22 protein-coding genes are annotated in these 17,440 nt (G+C 47.5%); 15 read left to right on the plus strand and 7 right to left on the minus strand.

Going from position 1 to position 17,440, the window contains the following annotated elements; all coding sequences use genetic code 11:
* Positions 1–285: 285 nt before the first annotated feature.
* The 14 genes from map (at position 286) to CIK99_RS13700 (ending at position 10,501) form a co-directional block, all read left to right on the plus strand.
* Positions 286–1,146 carry a type I methionyl aminopeptidase gene (gene map / locus CIK99_RS13635; RefSeq protein WP_094382035.1) on the plus strand — a complete coding sequence of 287 codons (861 nt, stop codon included), beginning with the start codon at positions 286–288 and terminating at the stop codon, positions 1,144–1,146.
* A 14-nt stretch (positions 1,147–1,160) separates the two neighbouring features.
* Positions 1,161–2,198 carry a tRNA (adenosine(37)-N6)-threonylcarbamoyltransferase complex transferase subunit TsaD gene (tsaD, locus tag CIK99_RS13640; protein ID WP_094382036.1) on the plus strand — a complete coding sequence of 346 codons (1,038 nt, stop codon included), beginning with the start codon at positions 1,161–1,163 and terminating at the stop codon, positions 2,196–2,198.
* Positions 2,199–2,217: 19 nt separating this feature from the next.
* On the plus strand, positions 2,218–2,733 hold the full coding sequence (locus tag CIK99_RS13645) for a CinA family protein (protein ID WP_094382037.1): 516 nt from the start codon (positions 2,218–2,220) through the stop codon (positions 2,731–2,733).
* A gap of 158 nt (positions 2,734–2,891) precedes the next feature.
* The gene (gene rpmB, locus CIK99_RS13650) at positions 2,892–3,155 is read left to right on the plus strand and encodes a 50S ribosomal protein L28 (RefSeq protein WP_094382038.1); all 264 of its coding nucleotides are present in this window, start codon (positions 2,892–2,894) and stop codon (positions 3,153–3,155) included.
* A gap of 5 nt (positions 3,156–3,160) precedes the next feature.
* On the plus strand, positions 3,161–3,349 hold the full coding sequence (rpmG, locus tag CIK99_RS13655; RefSeq protein WP_094382039.1) for a 50S ribosomal protein L33: 189 nt from the start codon (positions 3,161–3,163) through the stop codon (positions 3,347–3,349).
* Positions 3,350–3,376: 27 nt separating this feature from the next.
* Positions 3,377–3,535: a DUF4295 domain-containing protein gene (locus tag CIK99_RS13660; protein WP_094382040.1), complete on the plus strand. Its 159-nt coding sequence runs from the start codon at positions 3,377–3,379 to the stop codon at positions 3,533–3,535.
* 70 nt (positions 3,536–3,605) lie between these two features.
* Positions 3,606–4,505: a glycosyltransferase gene (locus CIK99_RS13665; RefSeq protein WP_094382041.1), complete on the plus strand. Its 900-nt coding sequence runs from the start codon at positions 3,606–3,608 to the stop codon at positions 4,503–4,505.
* A 129-nt stretch (positions 4,506–4,634) separates the two neighbouring features.
* Positions 4,635–5,591, plus strand: a complete 957-nt coding sequence (gene ftsY / locus CIK99_RS13670; protein ID WP_094382042.1) for a signal recognition particle-docking protein FtsY — start codon at positions 4,635–4,637, stop codon at positions 5,589–5,591.
* A 4-nt stretch (positions 5,592–5,595) separates the two neighbouring features.
* On the plus strand, positions 5,596–6,900 hold the full coding sequence (gene rimO, locus CIK99_RS13675; protein WP_094382043.1) for a 30S ribosomal protein S12 methylthiotransferase RimO: 1,305 nt from the start codon (positions 5,596–5,598) through the stop codon (positions 6,898–6,900).
* 7 nt (positions 6,901–6,907) lie between these two features.
* The gene (locus CIK99_RS13680; RefSeq protein ID WP_305775633.1) at positions 6,908–7,219 is read left to right on the plus strand and encodes an HU family DNA-binding protein; all 312 of its coding nucleotides are present in this window, start codon (positions 6,908–6,910) and stop codon (positions 7,217–7,219) included.
* A gap of 2 nt (positions 7,220–7,221) precedes the next feature.
* Entirely contained in the window at positions 7,222–8,595 is a 1,374-nt protein-coding gene (locus CIK99_RS13685) for an HU family DNA-binding protein (RefSeq protein WP_094382045.1), read from the plus strand.
* Between the two features lie 151 nt (positions 8,596–8,746).
* Positions 8,747–9,127 carry a hypothetical protein gene (locus tag CIK99_RS13690; protein ID WP_094382068.1) on the plus strand — a complete coding sequence of 127 codons (381 nt, stop codon included), beginning with the start codon at positions 8,747–8,749 and terminating at the stop codon, positions 9,125–9,127.
* Positions 9,093–9,518 carry a transposase gene (locus CIK99_RS13695; RefSeq protein WP_094382046.1) on the plus strand — a complete coding sequence of 142 codons (426 nt, stop codon included), beginning with the start codon at positions 9,093–9,095 and terminating at the stop codon, positions 9,516–9,518. The genes CIK99_RS13690 and CIK99_RS13695 overlap by 35 nt, the downstream gene beginning before the upstream one ends.
* A 113-nt stretch (positions 9,519–9,631) precedes the next feature.
* A complete protein-coding gene (locus tag CIK99_RS13700) occupies positions 9,632–10,501 on the plus strand; it encodes an Rpn family recombination-promoting nuclease/putative transposase (protein ID WP_094382047.1) in 870 nt (289 codons plus the stop codon).
* Between the two features lie 269 nt (positions 10,502–10,770).
* Here the strand turns inward: CIK99_RS13700 and CIK99_RS13705 are convergent, their stop codons facing one another.
* The 7 genes from CIK99_RS13705 to CIK99_RS13730 form a co-directional block, all read right to left on the minus strand.
* Positions 10,771–13,320, minus strand: a complete 2,550-nt coding sequence (locus CIK99_RS13705; RefSeq protein WP_094382048.1) for a TIM-barrel domain-containing protein — start codon at positions 13,318–13,320, stop codon at positions 10,771–10,773.
* A 188-nt stretch (positions 13,321–13,508) separates the two neighbouring features.
* Positions 13,509–13,670, minus strand: coding sequence for an integrase core domain-containing protein (locus tag CIK99_RS15020; protein ID WP_144008009.1), 162 nt, complete (start codon positions 13,668–13,670; stop codon positions 13,509–13,511).
* A gap of 391 nt (positions 13,671–14,061) precedes the next feature.
* Positions 14,062–14,334 carry a type II toxin-antitoxin system RelE/ParE family toxin gene (locus CIK99_RS13710; RefSeq protein ID WP_094382049.1) on the minus strand — a complete coding sequence of 91 codons (273 nt, stop codon included), beginning with the start codon at positions 14,332–14,334 and terminating at the stop codon, positions 14,062–14,064.
* 85 nt (positions 14,335–14,419) lie between these two features.
* Positions 14,420–14,671 carry a hypothetical protein gene (locus CIK99_RS13715; RefSeq protein WP_094382050.1) on the minus strand — a complete coding sequence of 84 codons (252 nt, stop codon included), beginning with the start codon at positions 14,669–14,671 and terminating at the stop codon, positions 14,420–14,422.
* A gap of 504 nt (positions 14,672–15,175) precedes the next feature.
* The gene (locus CIK99_RS13720) at positions 15,176–15,394 is read right to left on the minus strand and encodes a DUF86 domain-containing protein (protein ID WP_256387411.1); all 219 of its coding nucleotides are present in this window, start codon (positions 15,392–15,394) and stop codon (positions 15,176–15,178) included.
* Positions 15,395–15,411: 17 nt separating this feature from the next.
* The gene (locus CIK99_RS13725) at positions 15,412–15,672 is read right to left on the minus strand and encodes a nucleotidyltransferase family protein (protein WP_254047817.1); all 261 of its coding nucleotides are present in this window, start codon (positions 15,670–15,672) and stop codon (positions 15,412–15,414) included.
* Positions 15,673–15,918: 246 nt separating this feature from the next.
* Positions 15,919–16,917, minus strand: coding sequence for a leucine-rich repeat domain-containing protein (locus CIK99_RS13730; RefSeq protein ID WP_216822812.1), 999 nt, complete (start codon positions 16,915–16,917; stop codon positions 15,919–15,921).
* A gap of 137 nt (positions 16,918–17,054) precedes the next feature.
* On the opposite strand from CIK99_RS13730, the gene CIK99_RS13735 reads away from it, so the two are divergent.
* The gene (locus CIK99_RS13735) at positions 17,055–17,243 is read left to right on the plus strand and encodes a hypothetical protein (RefSeq protein WP_094382054.1); all 189 of its coding nucleotides are present in this window, start codon (positions 17,055–17,057) and stop codon (positions 17,241–17,243) included.
* Positions 17,244–17,440: the final 197 nt, after the last annotated feature.

Here is a 17,440-nt window from a genome sequence, read left to right on the forward strand (position 1 = left end):
CACCACATTGCAGACTTTAGGCAAAGTCAGCAAGGAATGTTCGTACATTCCGTGCTCCAAAATTGAATAATTATTTAGTTAATAAACAAACACATTCAATAGGTGTCTTTTTAAGGTAATGGAGCTCCGGAAAGAGTAGTGATACTGTATTCCGGAGCTATTTTTTTGCGCCATAAAGAACGAAAAAGCCAAAATTATACATTATTTAATGTAAAAAAACAAATAGTCTTTTGTTTTCTGAAAAAGATATGCTAACTTTGCACCTTGTTATAACACATTTTACTTATGTTTGGAAAGAAAAAGAGATGGCATCTCATAAAAGGGCAAGAGCCAACAGAGATGGACAAGAAGGTCATGTATTGGGAGAACAAGGGTAAACTCGTCCCGACACGCGACCTGATAAAAACACCAGAACAGATAGAAGGAATAAGAAAAAGCGGTGTGGTCAACACCGGTGTCCTCGACGAAGTGGCAAAACACATTAGGGCAGGCATGTCAACACTCGAAATCGACAAGATATGCCGAGACTACTGCGAAGCCCACGGAGCCACACCAGCATGCCTGGGATACGAGGGCTACCCCATGAGCGTATGCACCAGCATCAACGAGGTGGTGTGCCATGGCATTCCCAAGGCCGAAGACATTCTCCAGGAGGGAGATATCGTCAACGTTGACTTCACCACCATATTAGACGGATACTATGCCGACGCCTCACGCATGTTCATCATCGGCAAGACAACACCCGAAAAGGAACAACTCGTCCGCGTGGCGAAGGAGTGTCTTGAGATTGGCGCTGAAGCAGCCAAGCCATACGGCTTTGTCGGCGACATCGGACACGCCATCGAGAAACATTGCAAGAGATACGGTTACGGCATCGTCAGGGATCTCTGCGGCCATGGCGTGGGACTGCAATTCCACGAAGACCCCGAAGTCACGCACTACGGTCATCGCGGACAAGGCATGCTGCTCGTACCAGGAATGGTATTTACTATTGAGCCGATGATAAACCAAGGAACATGGAAAGTGTTTATCGACGCCGACGACAAATACGGCTGGGAGGTGATCACCGGCGACGAACTACCAAGCGCACAATGGGAGCACACGTTTGTGATGACAGAACACGGGGTAGAGATTCTCACCTATTAATAATATAATAAGGTATGGACACAAAGAAGGACAATATCTACATTCTCGCCATAGAAAGCAGCTGCGACGACACGTCGGCAGCCGTACTGCGCGACGGTGTGCTGCTCAGCAACGTCACCGCCAGCCAGGCGGTACACGAAGCCTACGGAGGCGTCGTTCCCGAACTGGCCTCAAGAGCCCATCAGCAGAATGTGGTGCCCGTGGTTGACCAGGCACTAAAAAAAGCCGGTGTCGCCAAGGAACAACTCTCGGCAGTGGCATTCACAAGAGGACCTGGACTTATGGGTTCGCTGCTCGTGGGTGTCAGCTTCGCCAAAGGCTTCGCAAGGGCTTTGGGCATACCGCTCATCGATGTCAACCATCTGCAAGGACACGTCATGGCCCACTTCATAAAGGAGAGCGACGACGACATGTCGGCACCTCCGCTGCCTTTCCTCTGCCTCCTGGTCAGCGGCGGCAACTCACAGATAGTGAAGGTAAACGCCTATAACGATATGGAAGTCCTCGGACAGACCATCGACGATGCTGCTGGCGAGGCTATCGACAAATGCTCGAAGGTCATGGGACTCGGATATCCGGGCGGACCTATCATCGACCGTCTGGCACGACAAGGCAACCCGCAGGCTTTCAAATTCGCCGAACCGCAGATTCCCGACCTGAACTACAGTTTCAGCGGTCTGAAGACCTCGTTCCTCTATTCGCTGCGCAACTGGACAGCCGAAGACCCCGACTTTGTCGAGAAGAACAAAGCAGACATTGCAGCCAGCCTCGAGTGGACCATTGTCGATATTCTCATGAAGAAACTGCGCAAGGCCGTAAAACAGACTGGGATAAAGCATGTTGCCGTAGCAGGAGGAGTGAGCGCAAACAATGGCCTCAGAAACGCTTTCCACGACCATGCCAAGCGCTTCGGATGGACTATCTACATACCGAAATTCAGCTACACTACAGACAATGCCGCCATGATCGGCATCGTGGGACATTACAAGTATCTCGACAAGCAGTTCTGCGACATCAGCATCCCTGCATTCGCAAAAACGACATTTAAATAACAAAAAAACACGATTTGATATGGACTTTGAGAGTAAGATAATCAGTAGAGAGATAAGCCAGTTGCTTTGGGAAAGGGAGAAAACCGTAGGCACAGCAGAGAGCTGTACAGGCGGACGCATAGCCGAAGCCATAATATCCATCCCCGGAGCATCCAAGTATTTCAAAGGAGGAATAGTATGCTACACCGAAGAGATCAAAGAACGGCTCCTCGGAGTAGATCGCGAACTCATGATGGAGAAGACCGCCGTATGCGAGGAGGTGGCCATCCAGCTCGTCAAGGGCGCATGCGAGACACTCGGCACCGACTACGCCATTGCAGCCACTGGTTTCGCTGGTCCCGGCGGAGGCACCAAGGAGATTCCCGTGGGCACGATATGGCTTGCTTGCGGCACTCCCTACAATGTGAAGACCCTCCTCGTGACAGAAGATTTCGGCCGCGACATCAACCTCGCCATAGCCACAAACAAGGCCATGCAGATGTTCTGCGATTTTCTCAACGAAGAAGACACGGAAAACACAGAAAAAGAGCAATAAAAAGCCCTTTTTGCCCCAAAAACAGCGGATAAAATCAAAATATTCCTTAAAAAGTTGATTTTTAGCTGCAAAGATTTGGAAATTCCAAAAAAAGTCGCTAAATTTGCACCCTGTTTGGAATAAGTTATTAAAAAAGTACACAAAAAACTTAGATAGAAATGTCGAAGATTTGTCAGATTACGGGAAAGAAGGCACAGATAGGTTGTAATGTGTCTCACTCAAAGCACCGCACAAAGCGCAGCTTTGATGTTAACCTTTTCAGCAAGAAGTTCTACTATGTAGAGGAAGGTTGCTGGATTAGCTTGAAGATCAGCGCTGCTGGTCTGAGATTGATTAATAAAGTGGGTCTCGATGCCGCTCTGAAGCAGGCTGTTTCAAAGGGCTTCGTTGACTGGAAGGACATTAAAGTGATAGGAGAGTAATAACAATGGCAAAGAAAGCTAAAGGCAATAGAGTACAGGTTATTCTGGAGTGCACTGAGATGAAGAACAGTGGCCAGCCAGGTACAAGCCGCTATATTACGACCAAGAATCGTAAGAACACTCCTGAGAGAATGGAACTTATGAAGTACAACCCCATCTTGAAAAAGATGACACTTCACAAGGAGATCAAATAATATTAATTTTTTTAAGCACTAAGACACATGGCAAAGAAAGTCGTCGCTACCCTCCGCGAAGGTAAACAGGACGGTCGCGCTTACTCAAAGGTCATCAAGATGGTGAAGAGCCCCAAGACTGGTGCTTACATCTTCGATGAGAGAATGGTTCCCAACGAGGCTGTTAAGGACTTCTTCAAGAACTAATTTTCGCACACAATAACACAAAGGCTGCAATCAATATCTCGTTGGTTGTAGCCTTTTATTTTTTCCCATCATGCACTATCTCATCTCTATCATCATACCCGTTTACAATACTATCGACACCCTCGAGTCCTGTTTCAACAGCATCATCCGTCAGGCAGGAGCCGACATTCAGGTGATCGTCGTCGATGACGGCTCCACCGACGGTAGTCTGCAGCGCGCCCTCCATCTGTCCGCTCAACATCCCTCCATGGAGATATACCACAAGGACAACGGGGGCCTGAGCGACGCACGCAATTACGGCATACTGAAGGCGACGGGACAGTACCTAATGTTTGTTGACTCTGACGACACCCTCGACGACCACACCCTCGACTCCCTGCGCAGCGTCATCATGGCCCACCCCGAATACGACATCTTAGAATTCGGCATCAAGGGCAAACGTGAAATAACGTTCGCCGAACACACCTACCACGACGCGCGCAGATACTGGCTCGAAGAGAAGGGTTACGAACATTCCTATGCGTGGAACAAGATATACCGTCGCCACCTCTTCACCGACATATCGTTTCCCAAGGGCGTGGTGTTTGAAGACGTGGCCACGATACCGTCACTCTTGCAGAAAGCTAACGTCATAGCCACCACACCAGCAGGCTTCTACCACTATCATTTCAATCCCGAAGGCATCACCGAGAAGGCGGGAGGCAAAGAGTGGAGGATGCTGCTCGGCCATCATATCAAAACCCTCGAATGGGCGTTCGACAATAGCGACCTCGCCATGCAATACTATATGCGTGCCGTTGACTGCCAGATCACCACAAGCCAGCTGACGGGCGACCGCCCCACCCTGCCCTCGCACCCCATCCGTCTCGGTCCGTTATCGCTGAAACACAAAATCAAGGCCTTGGCAATAAAAGTCGTCGGCCTCGCAGCCTTATGCCGTATATACCGCTTATTGAGCAAACAACCATAGTTTTTAGCTACTTACCATTTCCCGATGATATTATTCTCGACAAAAAACACGCCCTAACAGCACTTTTTCAGAAAAAACCACTTGAATATGAAAAAAAAATCGTAACTTTGCTCTCAAATTTGACACAAGATGGGAATATTTGGATTTTTCAACAAAAACAAGAAAGAGACCCTTGACAAGGGCTTAGAGAAGACAAAGACCAGCGTATTCGACAAGCTGGCCCGTGCCGTAGCTGGCAAATCAAAGGTTGATGACGACGTGCTCGACAATCTGGAAGAGGTGCTCATCACTAGCGACGTTGGCGTGGACACCACCCTCAAGATCATCGAGAGGATAGAACAAAGAGTAGCACGCGACAAGTATGTAAGCACCTCCGAGCTCAATTCCATACTGCGTCAAGAAATTGCCGCCCTGCTGTCAGAAAACAACACCGACGACAACGACAATTGGGACCTTCCCGCCGACCATAAGCCTTACGTCATCCTCGTAGTGGGTGTCAATGGTGTGGGAAAGACCACCACCATCGGCAAACTCGCCTACCAGTTTAAGAACGCTGGCAAGAAAGTGTATCTCGGAGCCGCCGACACCTTCCGTGCAGCAGCCGTCGAACAGCTCTGCATCTGGGGCGAGAGGGTCGGCGTCAACGTCGTGAAACAACAGATGGGCAGCGACCCAGCATCGGTAGCTTTCGACACCCTCAGCAGCGCGAAAGCCAACAACGCCGACGTGGTCATCATCGACACCGCCGGACGTCTGCACAACAAGGTGGGCCTCATGAACGAGCTGAAGAAGATAAAGGACGTGATGAAGAAGGTACTGCCCGAAGCCCCCGACGAGGTGCTGCTCGTGCTCGACGGAAGCACCGGACAGAACGCCTTCGAACAGGCAAAGCAGTTTGCCGCCGTCACACAGATAACGTCACTCGCCATCACCAAGCTCGACGGCACCGCCAAGGGTGGTGTGGTCATCGGCATCAGCGACCAGCTCAAGGTGCCCGTAAAGTATATAGGACTGGGCGAGAAGATGGAAGACCTCCAGCTCTTCAACAAAGTCCAATTTGTCGATTCACTATTTAAGAACAACTGAGATTTTGAAAAAGAACACTATTGACATCATAACCATGGGATGCTCGAAAAACCTCGTTGACAGCGAGACCCTCATGGGCTTGTTTGAGGCTAACGGCTACCATTGCACACACGACAGCAAGAATCCGCAAGGAGAGATTGCCGTCGTCAACACCTGCGGTTTCATCCAGGACGCCAAGGAAGAGAGCATCAACACCATACTCGAGCTGGCACAGGCAAAAGACGAGGGACGACTGAAGAAGCTCTTTGTCATGGGGTGTCTCTCACAGCGATACCAGAAAGAGCTGGAACAGGAGATACCACAGGTAGATAAGTATTACGGCAAATTCAACTACAAGGAACTGCTGCGCGACCTCGGCAAAGGGGAGATGACCCTCTGCGACGGACAACGCCATATCACCACCCCGCGTCACTATGCTTATATCAAGATTAGCGAGGGCTGCGACCGCCGTTGCGCCTATTGCGCCATACCCATCATCACGGGTAAGCACCAAAGCCGCCCCATCGACGACATCCTCGACGAAGTAAGACAGCTGGTGGAAAACGGCACGCGCGAATTTCAGATCATAGCACAAGAACTCACATACTACGGCATCGACATCGACGGCAAGCGACACATCGCCGAACTCATATCGAGGATGGCCGACATCAAGGGCGTGAGATGGATACGCCTCCATTACGCCTACCCCACCCACTTCCCGTGGGAACTGCTTGAGGTGATCAGAGAGAAACCCAACGTCTGCAAATACCTCGACATAGCTCTCCAGCACATCTCCGACCACATGCTCGAACGCATGCACCGCAATGTGACAAAGCGAGAGACATACGAACTGATAGAACGCATCAGACGCGAGGTGCCAGGCATCCATCTCCGCACCACCCTCATGGTGGGATTCCCCGGCGAGACCGACGACGACTTCGAGCAGCTGCTTGAGTTCACTCGTAAGGCGAGATTCGAGCGTATGGGCGCCTTTGCCTACTCTGAGGAAGAAGGCACCTACTCGGCACTCCACTATGACGACGACGTGCCCGAGACTACCAAACAATACCGACTCGACAAACTCATGGCCCTCCAGCAGCGCATCAGTGCCGAGCTGGAAGCCGAGAAGGTGGGAAAGGTGATGAAGGTAGTGGTTGACAGGAAAGAAGGCGACTACTATGTCGGACGCACCGAATACTGCTCGCCCGAGGTAGATCCCGAAGTGCTCATACCAGCAGCCGACCGCCGACTGCGCGTAGGACAGATGTACGACGTGAGAATAACAGACTCCGAGGAGTTTGACCTCTACGGAGAGATAGTGAAGAAATAAGTTCGAGATTAGGGAGATAAAAACAGACAACGTGAACAACAAGGAATTCATACAACGACTGTCGAGCCGATTAGGCTATACGGTGTCAGACACACAGAGGATGGTGACCAACGTCATCGACAAGATGAGCGACGGCTTCCAGGAGGGCCACTCAGTGTCAATACCCGGCTTCGGCTCCTTCGACATTAAGAAGAAGCTGGAACGTATCATGGTGAACCCGGCTACCCAACAGCGTATGCTGGTGCCACCGAAACTGGTCTTGAATTTCAAGCCAGCAGCCATCTGGAAAGAAAAAGTAAAGAAAGGAGGCGAGAAGTAACCATGGGCAAATATACTATCCAACAACTCGCTGAAATCCTTGTGAAGAAAAACGGTCTCAACGAGAAGGAGGCACAAGACTTTGTCGTGGCCATCTTCGAGATCGTGAAGGAAGGTCTTGAACAAGACAAGCTCGTAAAGATAAAAGGTTTCGGCACATTCAAGATCATCGACATCGACCCGAGGGCAAGCATCAATGTCAATACCGGCGAACGTGTGCTCATCGAAGGACATCAGAAAATCACCTTCACCCCCGATGCGGTGATGAAGGAAATGGTAAACCGTCCCTTCTCACAGTTTGAGACCGTCATACTTAACGATGGCGTCGATCTGTCGGAAATTGACAGAACCTACAACTTCGAACCCGACAACAACACCGGCGTAGAGGAATCGGAAACCGAACAAGACACTCAAGAGACACAAGACAACACTCAAGACACACAAGACAACACTCAAGGGACACAAGACAACACTCAAGAGACACAAGACACTCAAGCTGAAGTTTCAACAGAAAAGACCACCATCGTCGAAGAGCCTGAGCTTACGATTGTTGAGACAACAGAAGAGCCAGAGCCTACGATTGTTGAGACAACAGAAGAGCCAGAGCCTACGATTGTTGAGACAACAGAAGAGCCAGAGACTACGATTGTTGAGACAACGGAAGAGCCAGAGCCACCAACTATTACGTCAGAAGAAGTCCCCGCACGCGAAGTGGTGGCCAACGGTCCCTGCGACCAAGAAGAAGAAGATGATGATGACGACGACACCGCGTCGCCAGACGTCTTTGACGACGACAGCGAGACCAGTGGCAGCTACTGGAAATGGGTGGTAGCAGCCGTTGTCTGCCTTATCCTCATGGCAGCAGCAGCTTATGGCGGATATATGTTCGGACTGGAAGAGGGAAAGCACCAAGAGAAGAAGTCGCAAATAGCCGACTATGCCGCACAACTCGACAAGCAGACAGCCGAGCTGCGCAAGCAACGCCTTGCAAATCAAGAGCAAGTCCTCGCCGACACATCTGCAACTGCCAAAAAAGTCGCCGACACTTCCCCCACAAAGAAAGAAGTGTCAGCCACATCTCCTGCTACACAGCCAGCCACCTCCACACCGTCAGCGGAAGAAGACTACTCCCGATACAACACCTCCGACGTCCGCATCCGCACCGGAGCATACATCATAGTAGGTATCGACAAGACCGTGACGGCACAAGAGGGTCAGACCATTGGCAAAATAGCCCAAAGCCAGCTCGGCCCCGGAATGTCGTGCTACGTGGAAGCCGTTAATGGCATGAAGGAAAACACCGTCCTGAAGAAAGGAACGAGAATAAAGATCCCAAAGCTAAGACATAAAAAGAAAAAGTTACCAGTTAACCGTTAACAAGTTAACTTTTTCACGGTTCAAGGCTACAAGATCAATCGAAAAGTGTAGATGCGTCGGGTAAATTTGGGGTCACTTGCAAAAGCGTGTGGATAGCATAGCACAATAAAAGCAAGCAGGTGTACGTTTATAGAGTAAACGTTAGAACAAAATGGAACAGTATAGACTCTTAGCGGAATGCCTATTGCCAGCCCACATGCTTGACTGGTTTGACTTGAAGACTGTACGTGTCGAGAAGAAAGGTGACACACAGGTGATTCACCTTTATCTCGATGAGAACGAGCAGAAACCTGACGACAGAGAAGACCTGCGCCCCAATGGATTTACACGCGAAAGTGCGTTTCACAACTTTCCGATTAGAGGTCAGGAAGTACTGCTTCACGTGCGCCGTCGCAGATGGCTTGATGCAGATGGTCACAACGTGATGACCGAATGCAATCTCATTCAGGAGTCCACCCACTGCTCAACCGAGTTGGCGGATTTTTTAAAAGAAGCGTTTGGAGACGCGCCCTATAACGGCCCGTTCGTTTGAGGATGACTATCACATAGACGATGATGAGTATGGCAGAGCCTACAAGGACCACCTAAGCGGCTATCGTGAATGGTCTGAACTAGGCCATGCTGACGAGTGGCTCATCTTCCCAGAGGACATAAGTCCTCACGTCAGCATAGATGAGACATGCTTGTCCACGGGAGAGGTATACACAATAGCCTCGAACATGGATGCACATGGTCGCAAGGGATGCCTTATTGCTGCCGCCATGTACGACCGTGAGGATGAGATCCTTAACTATTTTGTCAATCGCTCTACCAATGCATCAGCAGAATCCCTCAATGCAAAGATCAAGCATTTCAGAGCACAACTCAGAGGTATCATTGACCGTAAGTTCTTTCTCTTCAGACTAATGAAGATCTATGCCTAATCCACACACTTTTACTGGTGACCCCAATATCCCTGATATATAAAAATTTCCGTTGTTTTCTTGCTGATTTCAAAAAAACTTCGTATTTTTGCAGCAAAATTGTATTTTGTGGTATGAATGGAATAGAAGAAAGATACATCAGTCTGCTGACCGACTTCGGTTTCAAACGCATATTCGGCACTGCTCCCAACAAGGAACTGCTGATCAACTTCCTCAATAGCCTGTTTGACGGCAAGCAGGTTATCAAGGACGTGAAGTATCTCAACACGGAGCATTTCGGCGACAATGCCTCGGCACACAAGGCAATTTTCGACGTGTATTGTGAGGGCGATGATGGTGAGAAGTTTATCGTCGAGATGCAGAATGCCTATCAGGACTTCTTCAAGGACCGCTCACTGTTTTATTCCACATTTCCCATCCGCGAACAGGCGAAGAAAAGTGCCGACTGGGACTTTAAGCTTTCACGCGTTTATACCGTGGCTCTTTTGAACTTTGACATGAAGGAGGATGCCTTCGATAAGAAGGAGATAACCCACACCGTAAAGCTCTGTGACATCAAGACCAACAAGGTGTTCTATAAGAAGCTCGACTTCATATATGTGGAGATTGCCAAGTTTAAGAAGAAGGAGGACGAGTTGGAGACGCTTTACGACAAGTGGCTTTTCGTGCTAAAGAACCTATATAAATTGGAGAGCCGCCCCAAGGCTTTGCGCGACAAGGTGTTCGATCGCCTGTTCAAGGAGGCCGAGATAGCCACTTTCACCCCCGAGGAGCTGCGTGAGTATGAGGATAGCCTCAAGGCCTACCGCGACATCAAGAACTCTATTGACTCGGCGCGTAGGGAAGGACGTGCAGAAGGACGTGCAGAAGGGCATGCAGAGGAAAAAAAGGTTATTGCACGAAAAATGAAGTCCAAAGGATTCTCCGCAGCTGACATATCTGAGATGACAGGATTGACGGATGAAGAAATTGAGACTTTGTAGCTATTGTTCCCCTGTGATTCTTATATACACTTGCAAAAAAAGTTATGATAAAAATCGAGTCATAAAATCATTATAAATCTTCGACTCGCAGTCTTTGGAAGGCTTGCGGGTACCATTAATATAACGTGAGCTCGACGAAAATACTATGATTGGTAATTGGCTGGAAGCCAATATCCGTATCATTCCAATTCATCGAACTCACGTTACTTATTTTTTTACTTCACCTTCTTCCAAGTGAAGGTAGTAGTGAAGCGGGTTCTCTATGCCAATTAATGCTTCGTTCCGTTTACATTATACTTGTTACCATTTGCTTCGATTACTATATGGCAGTTGTTGATGAGATACTTCTTAGCCTTGTCAGCAGAATCGCTAACAGTATAAACATTGCTGATGTCGGTTGAGTTGTCGAAGTTTATGGTGATGGCGCTTTGGGCATTTCCCATAGCAGGAACGCTGGCATGGAAGGTTAGCACACCATCCTCTGGGAAGTACTTCTGGTCTGTAATGGAGATGTCATTGCTAGTAACTGATGTCACCTTCTGATCTTTATAAAGAGGCACAACGAAGTCTATCTCACGTACAGCAGGACGGTTCTCGTATGCCTCAGTGCACTGCTGTTTGAGGGAGATTATGTGGCTATTGCCCTCGTACTTGCCACTGAAGGTGATGAGTTCATACTTGTCGCCTACCTGTGCCGACTCGTGATCGTCGTCATAGAGGGTGAAATCCCAAGCATCTCCTTGGCCGAGTGGATATACTACCTGCAGTCTGCCTCGGTTGATGTTCTCTATGTTGCTATATTCGGTCTGGGCATAGTATGGAGTGAATGTGCCACGGCGTAAAAACACAGGCATATCGAGTTCTATGTCAGCGAAGTTGATTGTCTGGTTGCCTTCATAGGTTTTCAAGGATGTCATTTCCATCCATTCTCCCGAAGGAAGTACCACCTTGCGTCCTATAGCACCAGGTTCCGTTATTGGAGCAATCAGCATATTAGGCCCGAAGAGGTATTCATCATCAAGTTCGGCGATATGCTTCTCCTCATCAGTGTAGAAGTTCACAGGTGCTGTGATAGGAGTGTTCTGTGTGGTGTTGAGCCATGAAAGCGAGTAGATGTATGGCAGCATCTTATAGCGCAAAGCGAGATAGTCGCTGATGATGTCGCGATACTCATTGTATTCTGGCTGATAAGGCTCAGGCAGATACTGAGCATGGGTACGAAGCACAGGGGTGAAGATACCCATCTGAAACCAGCGCATATAGAGCTCAGGATTGATTATCTTCTCATCCGTATTGTCTTGTTCGGCTACGAAACCGCCAATGTCGCTACTCAGATAACCAAGACCAGACATGCCGCCATTGATGAGTGCTGGCACCTGGCACTTCATTCCACTCCATGTGCGTGCAATGTCACCTGTCCAAGGGAACGTAGCGTAACGCTGCATGCCGCTTGTACCAGAACGTGGGAGGAAGATAGGACGTTTGTTTGGGTACTCTTGCTTCCACTTGTTCCATAAACCTTCTATCCACTTCTGTCCGAACTCATTGTGCGCCTGAAGATGTGTGGAGCCGTCAGCATGAATGGTACCCTCGGTAATCATTTCAGGTTCGCCAAGGTCGAGCCACCATCCGTCAACGCCCTCTTCGGTACGTGCCTTATAGAAAGTCCAGTACCAATCGATGGCGGCAGGATTCATGAAGTCGATGAGGCCCACCTTGTTGTCGCTCATCCATGTCATGTTAGGACATTCCGGGTCGGCAAACAGCCCAGCATTGAGCAGCGGCAGGTAGTTTGTAGATTCTTCAGCAAAGTATGGCTCGGTGATGATGATGGTGTGTATGCCCTTCATCTTGAAGTCTGTCATCATCTGAGTAGGATTAGGCCATTTAGGCTTGTACCAGTCGAGGTTGCCCATGCCATTCTGTTTCTCGCCTTCCCAGAAGAGGTCGAGCGCAACACCGCTGACAGGCATCTTTGCCTGTTCGAGAGAAGCGATAACACCTTCTGTCTCCTCCTGTGAGTGGTAGCCGTAGCGGCTGCTAATGTAGCCGAGTGCCCAGTAAGGTGGCAGTTCGTGTGTACCAGTCAGTTCACCGTATGTCTTCATCACACCAGCCTGAGTGCCGTCCTCGCTGCCCACATATACGTAGCTGATAGGAGTAGGCGACTGAGTGGTATAGCTGATGCCTTCCATACTTGATGGCTTGATGGTTGCATCGATATAGTGGTCTTCGAAAAGTACGCCATAGCCATTGGTCGATACGACGAAGGGAACACAGATGTTGTTCGGATCCTTATGCTCCTGATCCCAATTGTACTTTTGTGTGTTGTTCATTCGCAGTGTCTGTCCATCTACACTACCAAAGCGACCGTTGTAGCCGCCACCATAGAAGCCGTTTTCGTTTTGTGCGGCGAATGTCACGGTTTTGGTAGCCGAGCCATTGTCAAGACATGTCTTCTCACTCAATCGCACCACTCCGTTATCCTTGAATGAAAGCAGTGATGTCTGCTTGTTGACTACTACTGACGAATTGCCGTACGAAATCACCAGCTCTGCATCATCGTCTGACACGGTCACACCATCCTTTGCAGTGCCTGTCAGTGTTATAGACGGACGCACATCTGCCATGGTCTTCCCCTCTGGCAGGGTCGTTACTTTCCAACCATAGTCAGTATATCGCTGTATGACCAACTGTCCTTTGTCGCTATTGATAGTAACTGTACCGCCATCGGCAGTGTAGCCTTTATAGTTGCCCATCTCCTGGGCAAACGCTGAGAGCGCGAAGCAACTCAGCATTAAACAAATTACTCTTTTCATATTTATTGTCTTTTCATTTTCTTATACTACTACCGCTTTTCAGACCAGCGATGTTAGTTTCTTAGGCAAAACTTACATGCATTCCGCAGGTAGAACAACAGGCAACGGGGAGCCTAAGTCCCTTTCCTTGGGTGCTGCAAAGGTAATCATTCTTTGCGGAACTGGCAAGTAATTTGCTTTTTTTTTCATCATGCAGCGATTTTGGTATATTTCGTCATCGGGATCTGGTGCTCAATACCCTGATGAGGGCGCTTGGTGTTGTAGTATTCAATGTAGTTCTTGATGCCTTCACGCAGTTCCTTTGCTTTGAACTCAGGGGTGAGTTTTCTACGAGTTGTTTGAGTATTCATTGCGAGTGCAAAGTTACAAAATTTATTTGACTTATGCACTGGTTCGAAAAAATGGGAGCATTATAGTTGTAGGGTCTTACCTCGTGTAAGACCGCCCGCCGAAAATCGGCCGAAAATCGGGTTGCATATCCGCGACAAATCGGGTTGCGGTCTTACACGAGGTAAGACCCTACAGCGGAGATTAGCGGCGGACAATACCGGAGATTAGCGGCGGTAATACCGCAACAATCGGAGATTAGCGGCGGGCATTGGAACAATCAACTCGTCAACTGAACAGAATCAACTCGTCAACTTGTCAACTTGAAAAAGTTACCAGTTAACCGTTAACAAGTTAACTTTTTCACGGTTCAAGAATACACGAGACAATCCCCGGTTCTGTTTTGTGATATATTTAAGTCAAACGTTTCGCTTCTTTCAAGATATCCTTAAGATAACCGTCTGAAACGTTATCCATTTCACTTTTATCGTATATTGACATCAATACAACGATAAATTTTTCTTGATTGACCCTTTTGACATTATACGTCAAAATTCTCGCTCCACCACTTTTGCCCTTTGATTTGGATGATATGGAAATACGTATTTTATATACTCCGCCTCCCAATGATTTGCCTTGTATGGGGTTTGTCTTTAACGATTCGATAAATATCTTATAGTCTTGCACAAACGACTTGTATTTTTTGCCAACATTTTCGCCCTATGTTCAAATTCTGGCAACATCCTTATCAATGTTTCCATATGCTACAAGATCAATCGAAAAGTATAGATGCGTCGGGTAAATTCTCCAGTCCGGATTTCTCTGCCTCTTCCAACTCTTTCAGAGCTTTCTTAAAACTTTTTCCCACGACGGCTCGTTGCAGTTCTGCGTAAGCTGAGGAGTCTTGTGAGAAAAGACGCTTCGTGAACGCAGTACGTACTGACTTTGGTTGGCTGATAAACAACGTCCAAAGGGCATCGAGTGGACTTACTATATTGCTGTCATATACTGTTGCAGTGCTCATAAGCTTTAATTATTACGTTTATCGTGGGCAAAGATAGTGCAAATTTTGCGGAATACACAATTTGCGAAGATAAGAATCACAAATCGATACCTTATTTAACATTTTTTATTTTTATTCCCGAAATACCGACGAAATCCACCATTTTTTTAAACCACAGAGATTAAGAGTTTAAGAGATGTTCGGATGTGTGTTGAGATTAATGCCAAGGCATTTAGAGACAACAGAGGGCTGCGCATAAATTATGCCGCACACAGCTCTGTGTGCTCCGTCGCTTGCGACCTACTCCAACACTAAAAAACTCTTTATCTCTGTGGTAAAAATAAAATCACAAAATCGGGGTGCGGTCTTACATGAAGTAAGACCCTACAGCGGCGAGCTGACCCGAGTGAGAGAGACATGCCGAAGGAATGAGGGGAAATGTTTTTGGGAAAAGAAAGGGATGCGGGGGAAAAAAATCCCGCAGGGCTTGCGGCCTTGCGGGACGAGAATTATATTTTCTAAGTATTAGTCGTTTTTATCTGCAACAGAAAGGATCTTTTCTATTTGAGGAATAAGTGTAGGAATTATGTTCTTTGCCACATCCCACACTATCATATAGTTCACTCCCATGTAGTCATGAACAAGCCTGTCTCTCATTCCTGCCATTTGACGCCATGAGATTTCTTGCCACTGATATTTAACGTCGGCAGGCACTTTCTTTGTAGCCTCGCCGATGATGGACAAGATACAGAACGTATGACTTACACATATCTTGTTTCATTTAGTATGATTGGCTCGATGTATGGACTCAATCCCTTTTTTGTCACTACGTCGAGTTTACTACGCTTGAATGCGGATTGGAGCAAGTCGCATACTGACATGAAGTTGTCGTATGTCTCCTTGCCGTCTTTGAAATCCACGAGTATGTCGATGTCGCTGTCCGGACCGTTCTCGTCTCTGACGGTGGAGCCAAACAAGCCTATTGAGGAAACGCCATATTCGGACAGTTTTCTCTTTAGCATCGAAAGTTTATTTAATACATAAGTCCTTTTCATATTCGCTCACTTAGTTTGACTTTTCGGGGCAAAGATAGTGCAAATTTTGCGGAATGCAAAATAAAATCTCAAAAAGTTTTATTTTTATTCCCAAAATGCAGCCTATCTTATCAAAAGATAGTGCAAATTTTCCGTTTCACCAAATGTTTGACGGATTTTCTCGTCATTTTCGGCATGTAATTATTTTTTTTTAATTCTTAATTTTACACAGTTCTATTCCACTGCTATTTTCACGCTCTCTTTCCCTATCTTAGCAACCACCACCGAGCCGCTCTGAGCCGCGAAAGTGGCGGAGCCGCCCATGGCCTTTGCTCTGCCGAGAGCCTTGCCGTCGGCGGCGAAGAAGTCAACTTGTTCATTGGAGTCGAGACCGGAGATGTTGATGAAACCACCGGCTGACTGGATGGTGATGCCGCGGGCTTCTACTGATTCAATACCTTCGGTTTCTTCGATAGCTTTAATTGTTCCAAATCCGCTCCAAGGGGCTGTTGTTTTATAAGCCTCGATTGCAGATGCAGGAACGTGAAGTGTTGCTTTTTCTATATCTGAGTTATAGAAAGCATCAACATCGGTTGATGGAACTTCCTCTGCGTAACAATAAACGTTTTCAATATTTTCACATAATTCGAAAGCCCAACCTCCAATACTTGTTACAGAATTCGGGATTGCGACTGATGTGAGGCCACTGCAATTATAGAAAGCAAGCTCTCCAATACTTTTTACAGAATTCGGGATTGTGACTGATGTCAAGCCGCTGCAATCATAGAAAGTATATGCTTTAATACTTTTTACAGAATTCGGGATTGTGACTGATGTCAAGCTGCTGCAATATGCGAAAGCTGAACTTCCAATACTTGTTACGGAATTCGGGATTGTGATTGATGTCAAGCTGCTGCAACGAGAGAAAGCAAGCTCTCCAATACTTTTTACAGAATTCGGGATTGTGACTGATGTTAAGCCGCTGCAACGATAGAAAGCATCATTTCCAATACTTGTTACTGTATATTCTTCTTCGTTTACGTTAATTGAAGAAGGAATTGTAATGTCTCCTTCATATTTCTTATCTCCTTTTGTTACTTCTGCAACATTGCCTTTTGATGATATCAAATTATAATATATACCATCTACCTCAACAACATCTGCGGATGCAGAGATTGAGAAGAACACGCTAAGGATGAGCGTTGTCATTAATGCAGTAAATCTTTTATTCATAATCTTTTTCCCGACACATTTTTTTCAGCCACGAGGTCGGGTGTTGGCGTATTGTTATTGTTATGTTTATATTTGTTATTTAATAAGGGCGGTCTTACATAAAGTAAAGACCCTACAGCAATGAGGGGCTGCGGCGGATGTTATTTCACTGCGATTTTTATGTTTTCCTTGCCAATCTTGGCTACTACGACAGAGCCGGATTGAGCGGCGAAAGATGTTGTGCCGTTGATGGCGGTGGCGGTGCCGAGGGACTTGCCATCGATGCCATAGAAGCTGACCTTCTCGTTGTTGTCGAGACCGGAAATGTAGATGAAACCACCGGCTGACTGGATGGCGATGCCACGGGCTTCTACAGATTCAATACCTACGGTCCCTTCGATAGCCTTAATAGTTCCGAATCCGCTCCAAGGGGCTGTTGTTTTATAAGCCTCGATTGCAGATGCAGGAACGTGAAGTGTTGCTTTTTCTATATCTGAGTTATAGAAAGCATCAACATCGGTTGATGGAACTTCCGTTCCTTAGG

The organism is Prevotella sp. P5-92, from assembly GCF_002251245.1.
Classification (GTDB): Bacteria; Bacteroidota; Bacteroidia; order Bacteroidales; family Bacteroidaceae; genus Prevotella.

Excerpts from the sequence above, each read along its gene's own strand:
- map (WP_094382035.1), top strand. The coding sequence starts at position 286 with ATGTTTGGAAAGAAAAAGAGATGGCATCTCATAAAAGGGCAAGAGCCA.
- tsaD (WP_094382036.1), top strand. The coding sequence starts at position 1,161 with ATGGACACAAAGAAGGACAATATCTACATTCTCGCCATAGAAAGCAGC.
- CIK99_RS13645 (WP_094382037.1), top strand. The coding sequence starts at position 2,218 with ATGGACTTTGAGAGTAAGATAATCAGTAGAGAGATAAGCCAGTTGCTT.
- rpmB (WP_094382038.1), top strand. The coding sequence starts at position 2,892 with ATGTCGAAGATTTGTCAGATTACGGGAAAGAAGGCACAGATAGGTTGT.
- rpmG (WP_094382039.1), top strand. The coding sequence starts at position 3,161 with ATGGCAAAGAAAGCTAAAGGCAATAGAGTACAGGTTATTCTGGAGTGC.
- CIK99_RS13660 (WP_094382040.1), top strand. The coding sequence starts at position 3,377 with ATGGCAAAGAAAGTCGTCGCTACCCTCCGCGAAGGTAAACAGGACGGT.
- CIK99_RS13665 (WP_094382041.1), top strand. The coding sequence starts at position 3,606 with ATGCACTATCTCATCTCTATCATCATACCCGTTTACAATACTATCGAC.
- ftsY (WP_094382042.1), top strand. The coding sequence starts at position 4,635 with ATGGGAATATTTGGATTTTTCAACAAAAACAAGAAAGAGACCCTTGAC.
- CIK99_RS13685 (WP_094382045.1), top strand. The coding sequence starts at position 7,222 with ATGGGCAAATATACTATCCAACAACTCGCTGAAATCCTTGTGAAGAAA.
- CIK99_RS13690 (WP_094382068.1), top strand. The coding sequence starts at position 8,747 with ATGGAACAGTATAGACTCTTAGCGGAATGCCTATTGCCAGCCCACATG.
- CIK99_RS13700 (WP_094382047.1), top strand. The coding sequence starts at position 9,632 with ATGAATGGAATAGAAGAAAGATACATCAGTCTGCTGACCGACTTCGGT.
- CIK99_RS13705 (WP_094382048.1), bottom strand. The coding sequence starts at position 13,320 with ATGAAAAGAGTAATTTGTTTAATGCTGAGTTGCTTCGCGCTCTCAGCG.
- CIK99_RS15020 (WP_144008009.1), bottom strand. The coding sequence starts at position 13,670 with ATGAATACTCAAACAACTCGTAGAAAACTCACCCCTGAGTTCAAAGCA.
- CIK99_RS13715 (WP_094382050.1), bottom strand. The coding sequence starts at position 14,671 with ATGAGCACTGCAACAGTATATGACAGCAATATAGTAAGTCCACTCGAT.
- CIK99_RS13725 (WP_254047817.1), bottom strand. The coding sequence starts at position 15,672 with ATGCTAAAGAGAAAACTGTCCGAATATGGCGTTTCCTCAATAGGCTTG.
- CIK99_RS13730 (WP_216822812.1), bottom strand. The coding sequence starts at position 16,917 with ATGAATAAAAGATTTACTGCATTAATGACAACGCTCATCCTTAGCGTG.
- CIK99_RS13735 (WP_094382054.1), top strand. The coding sequence starts at position 17,055 with ATGTTATTTCACTGCGATTTTTATGTTTTCCTTGCCAATCTTGGCTAC.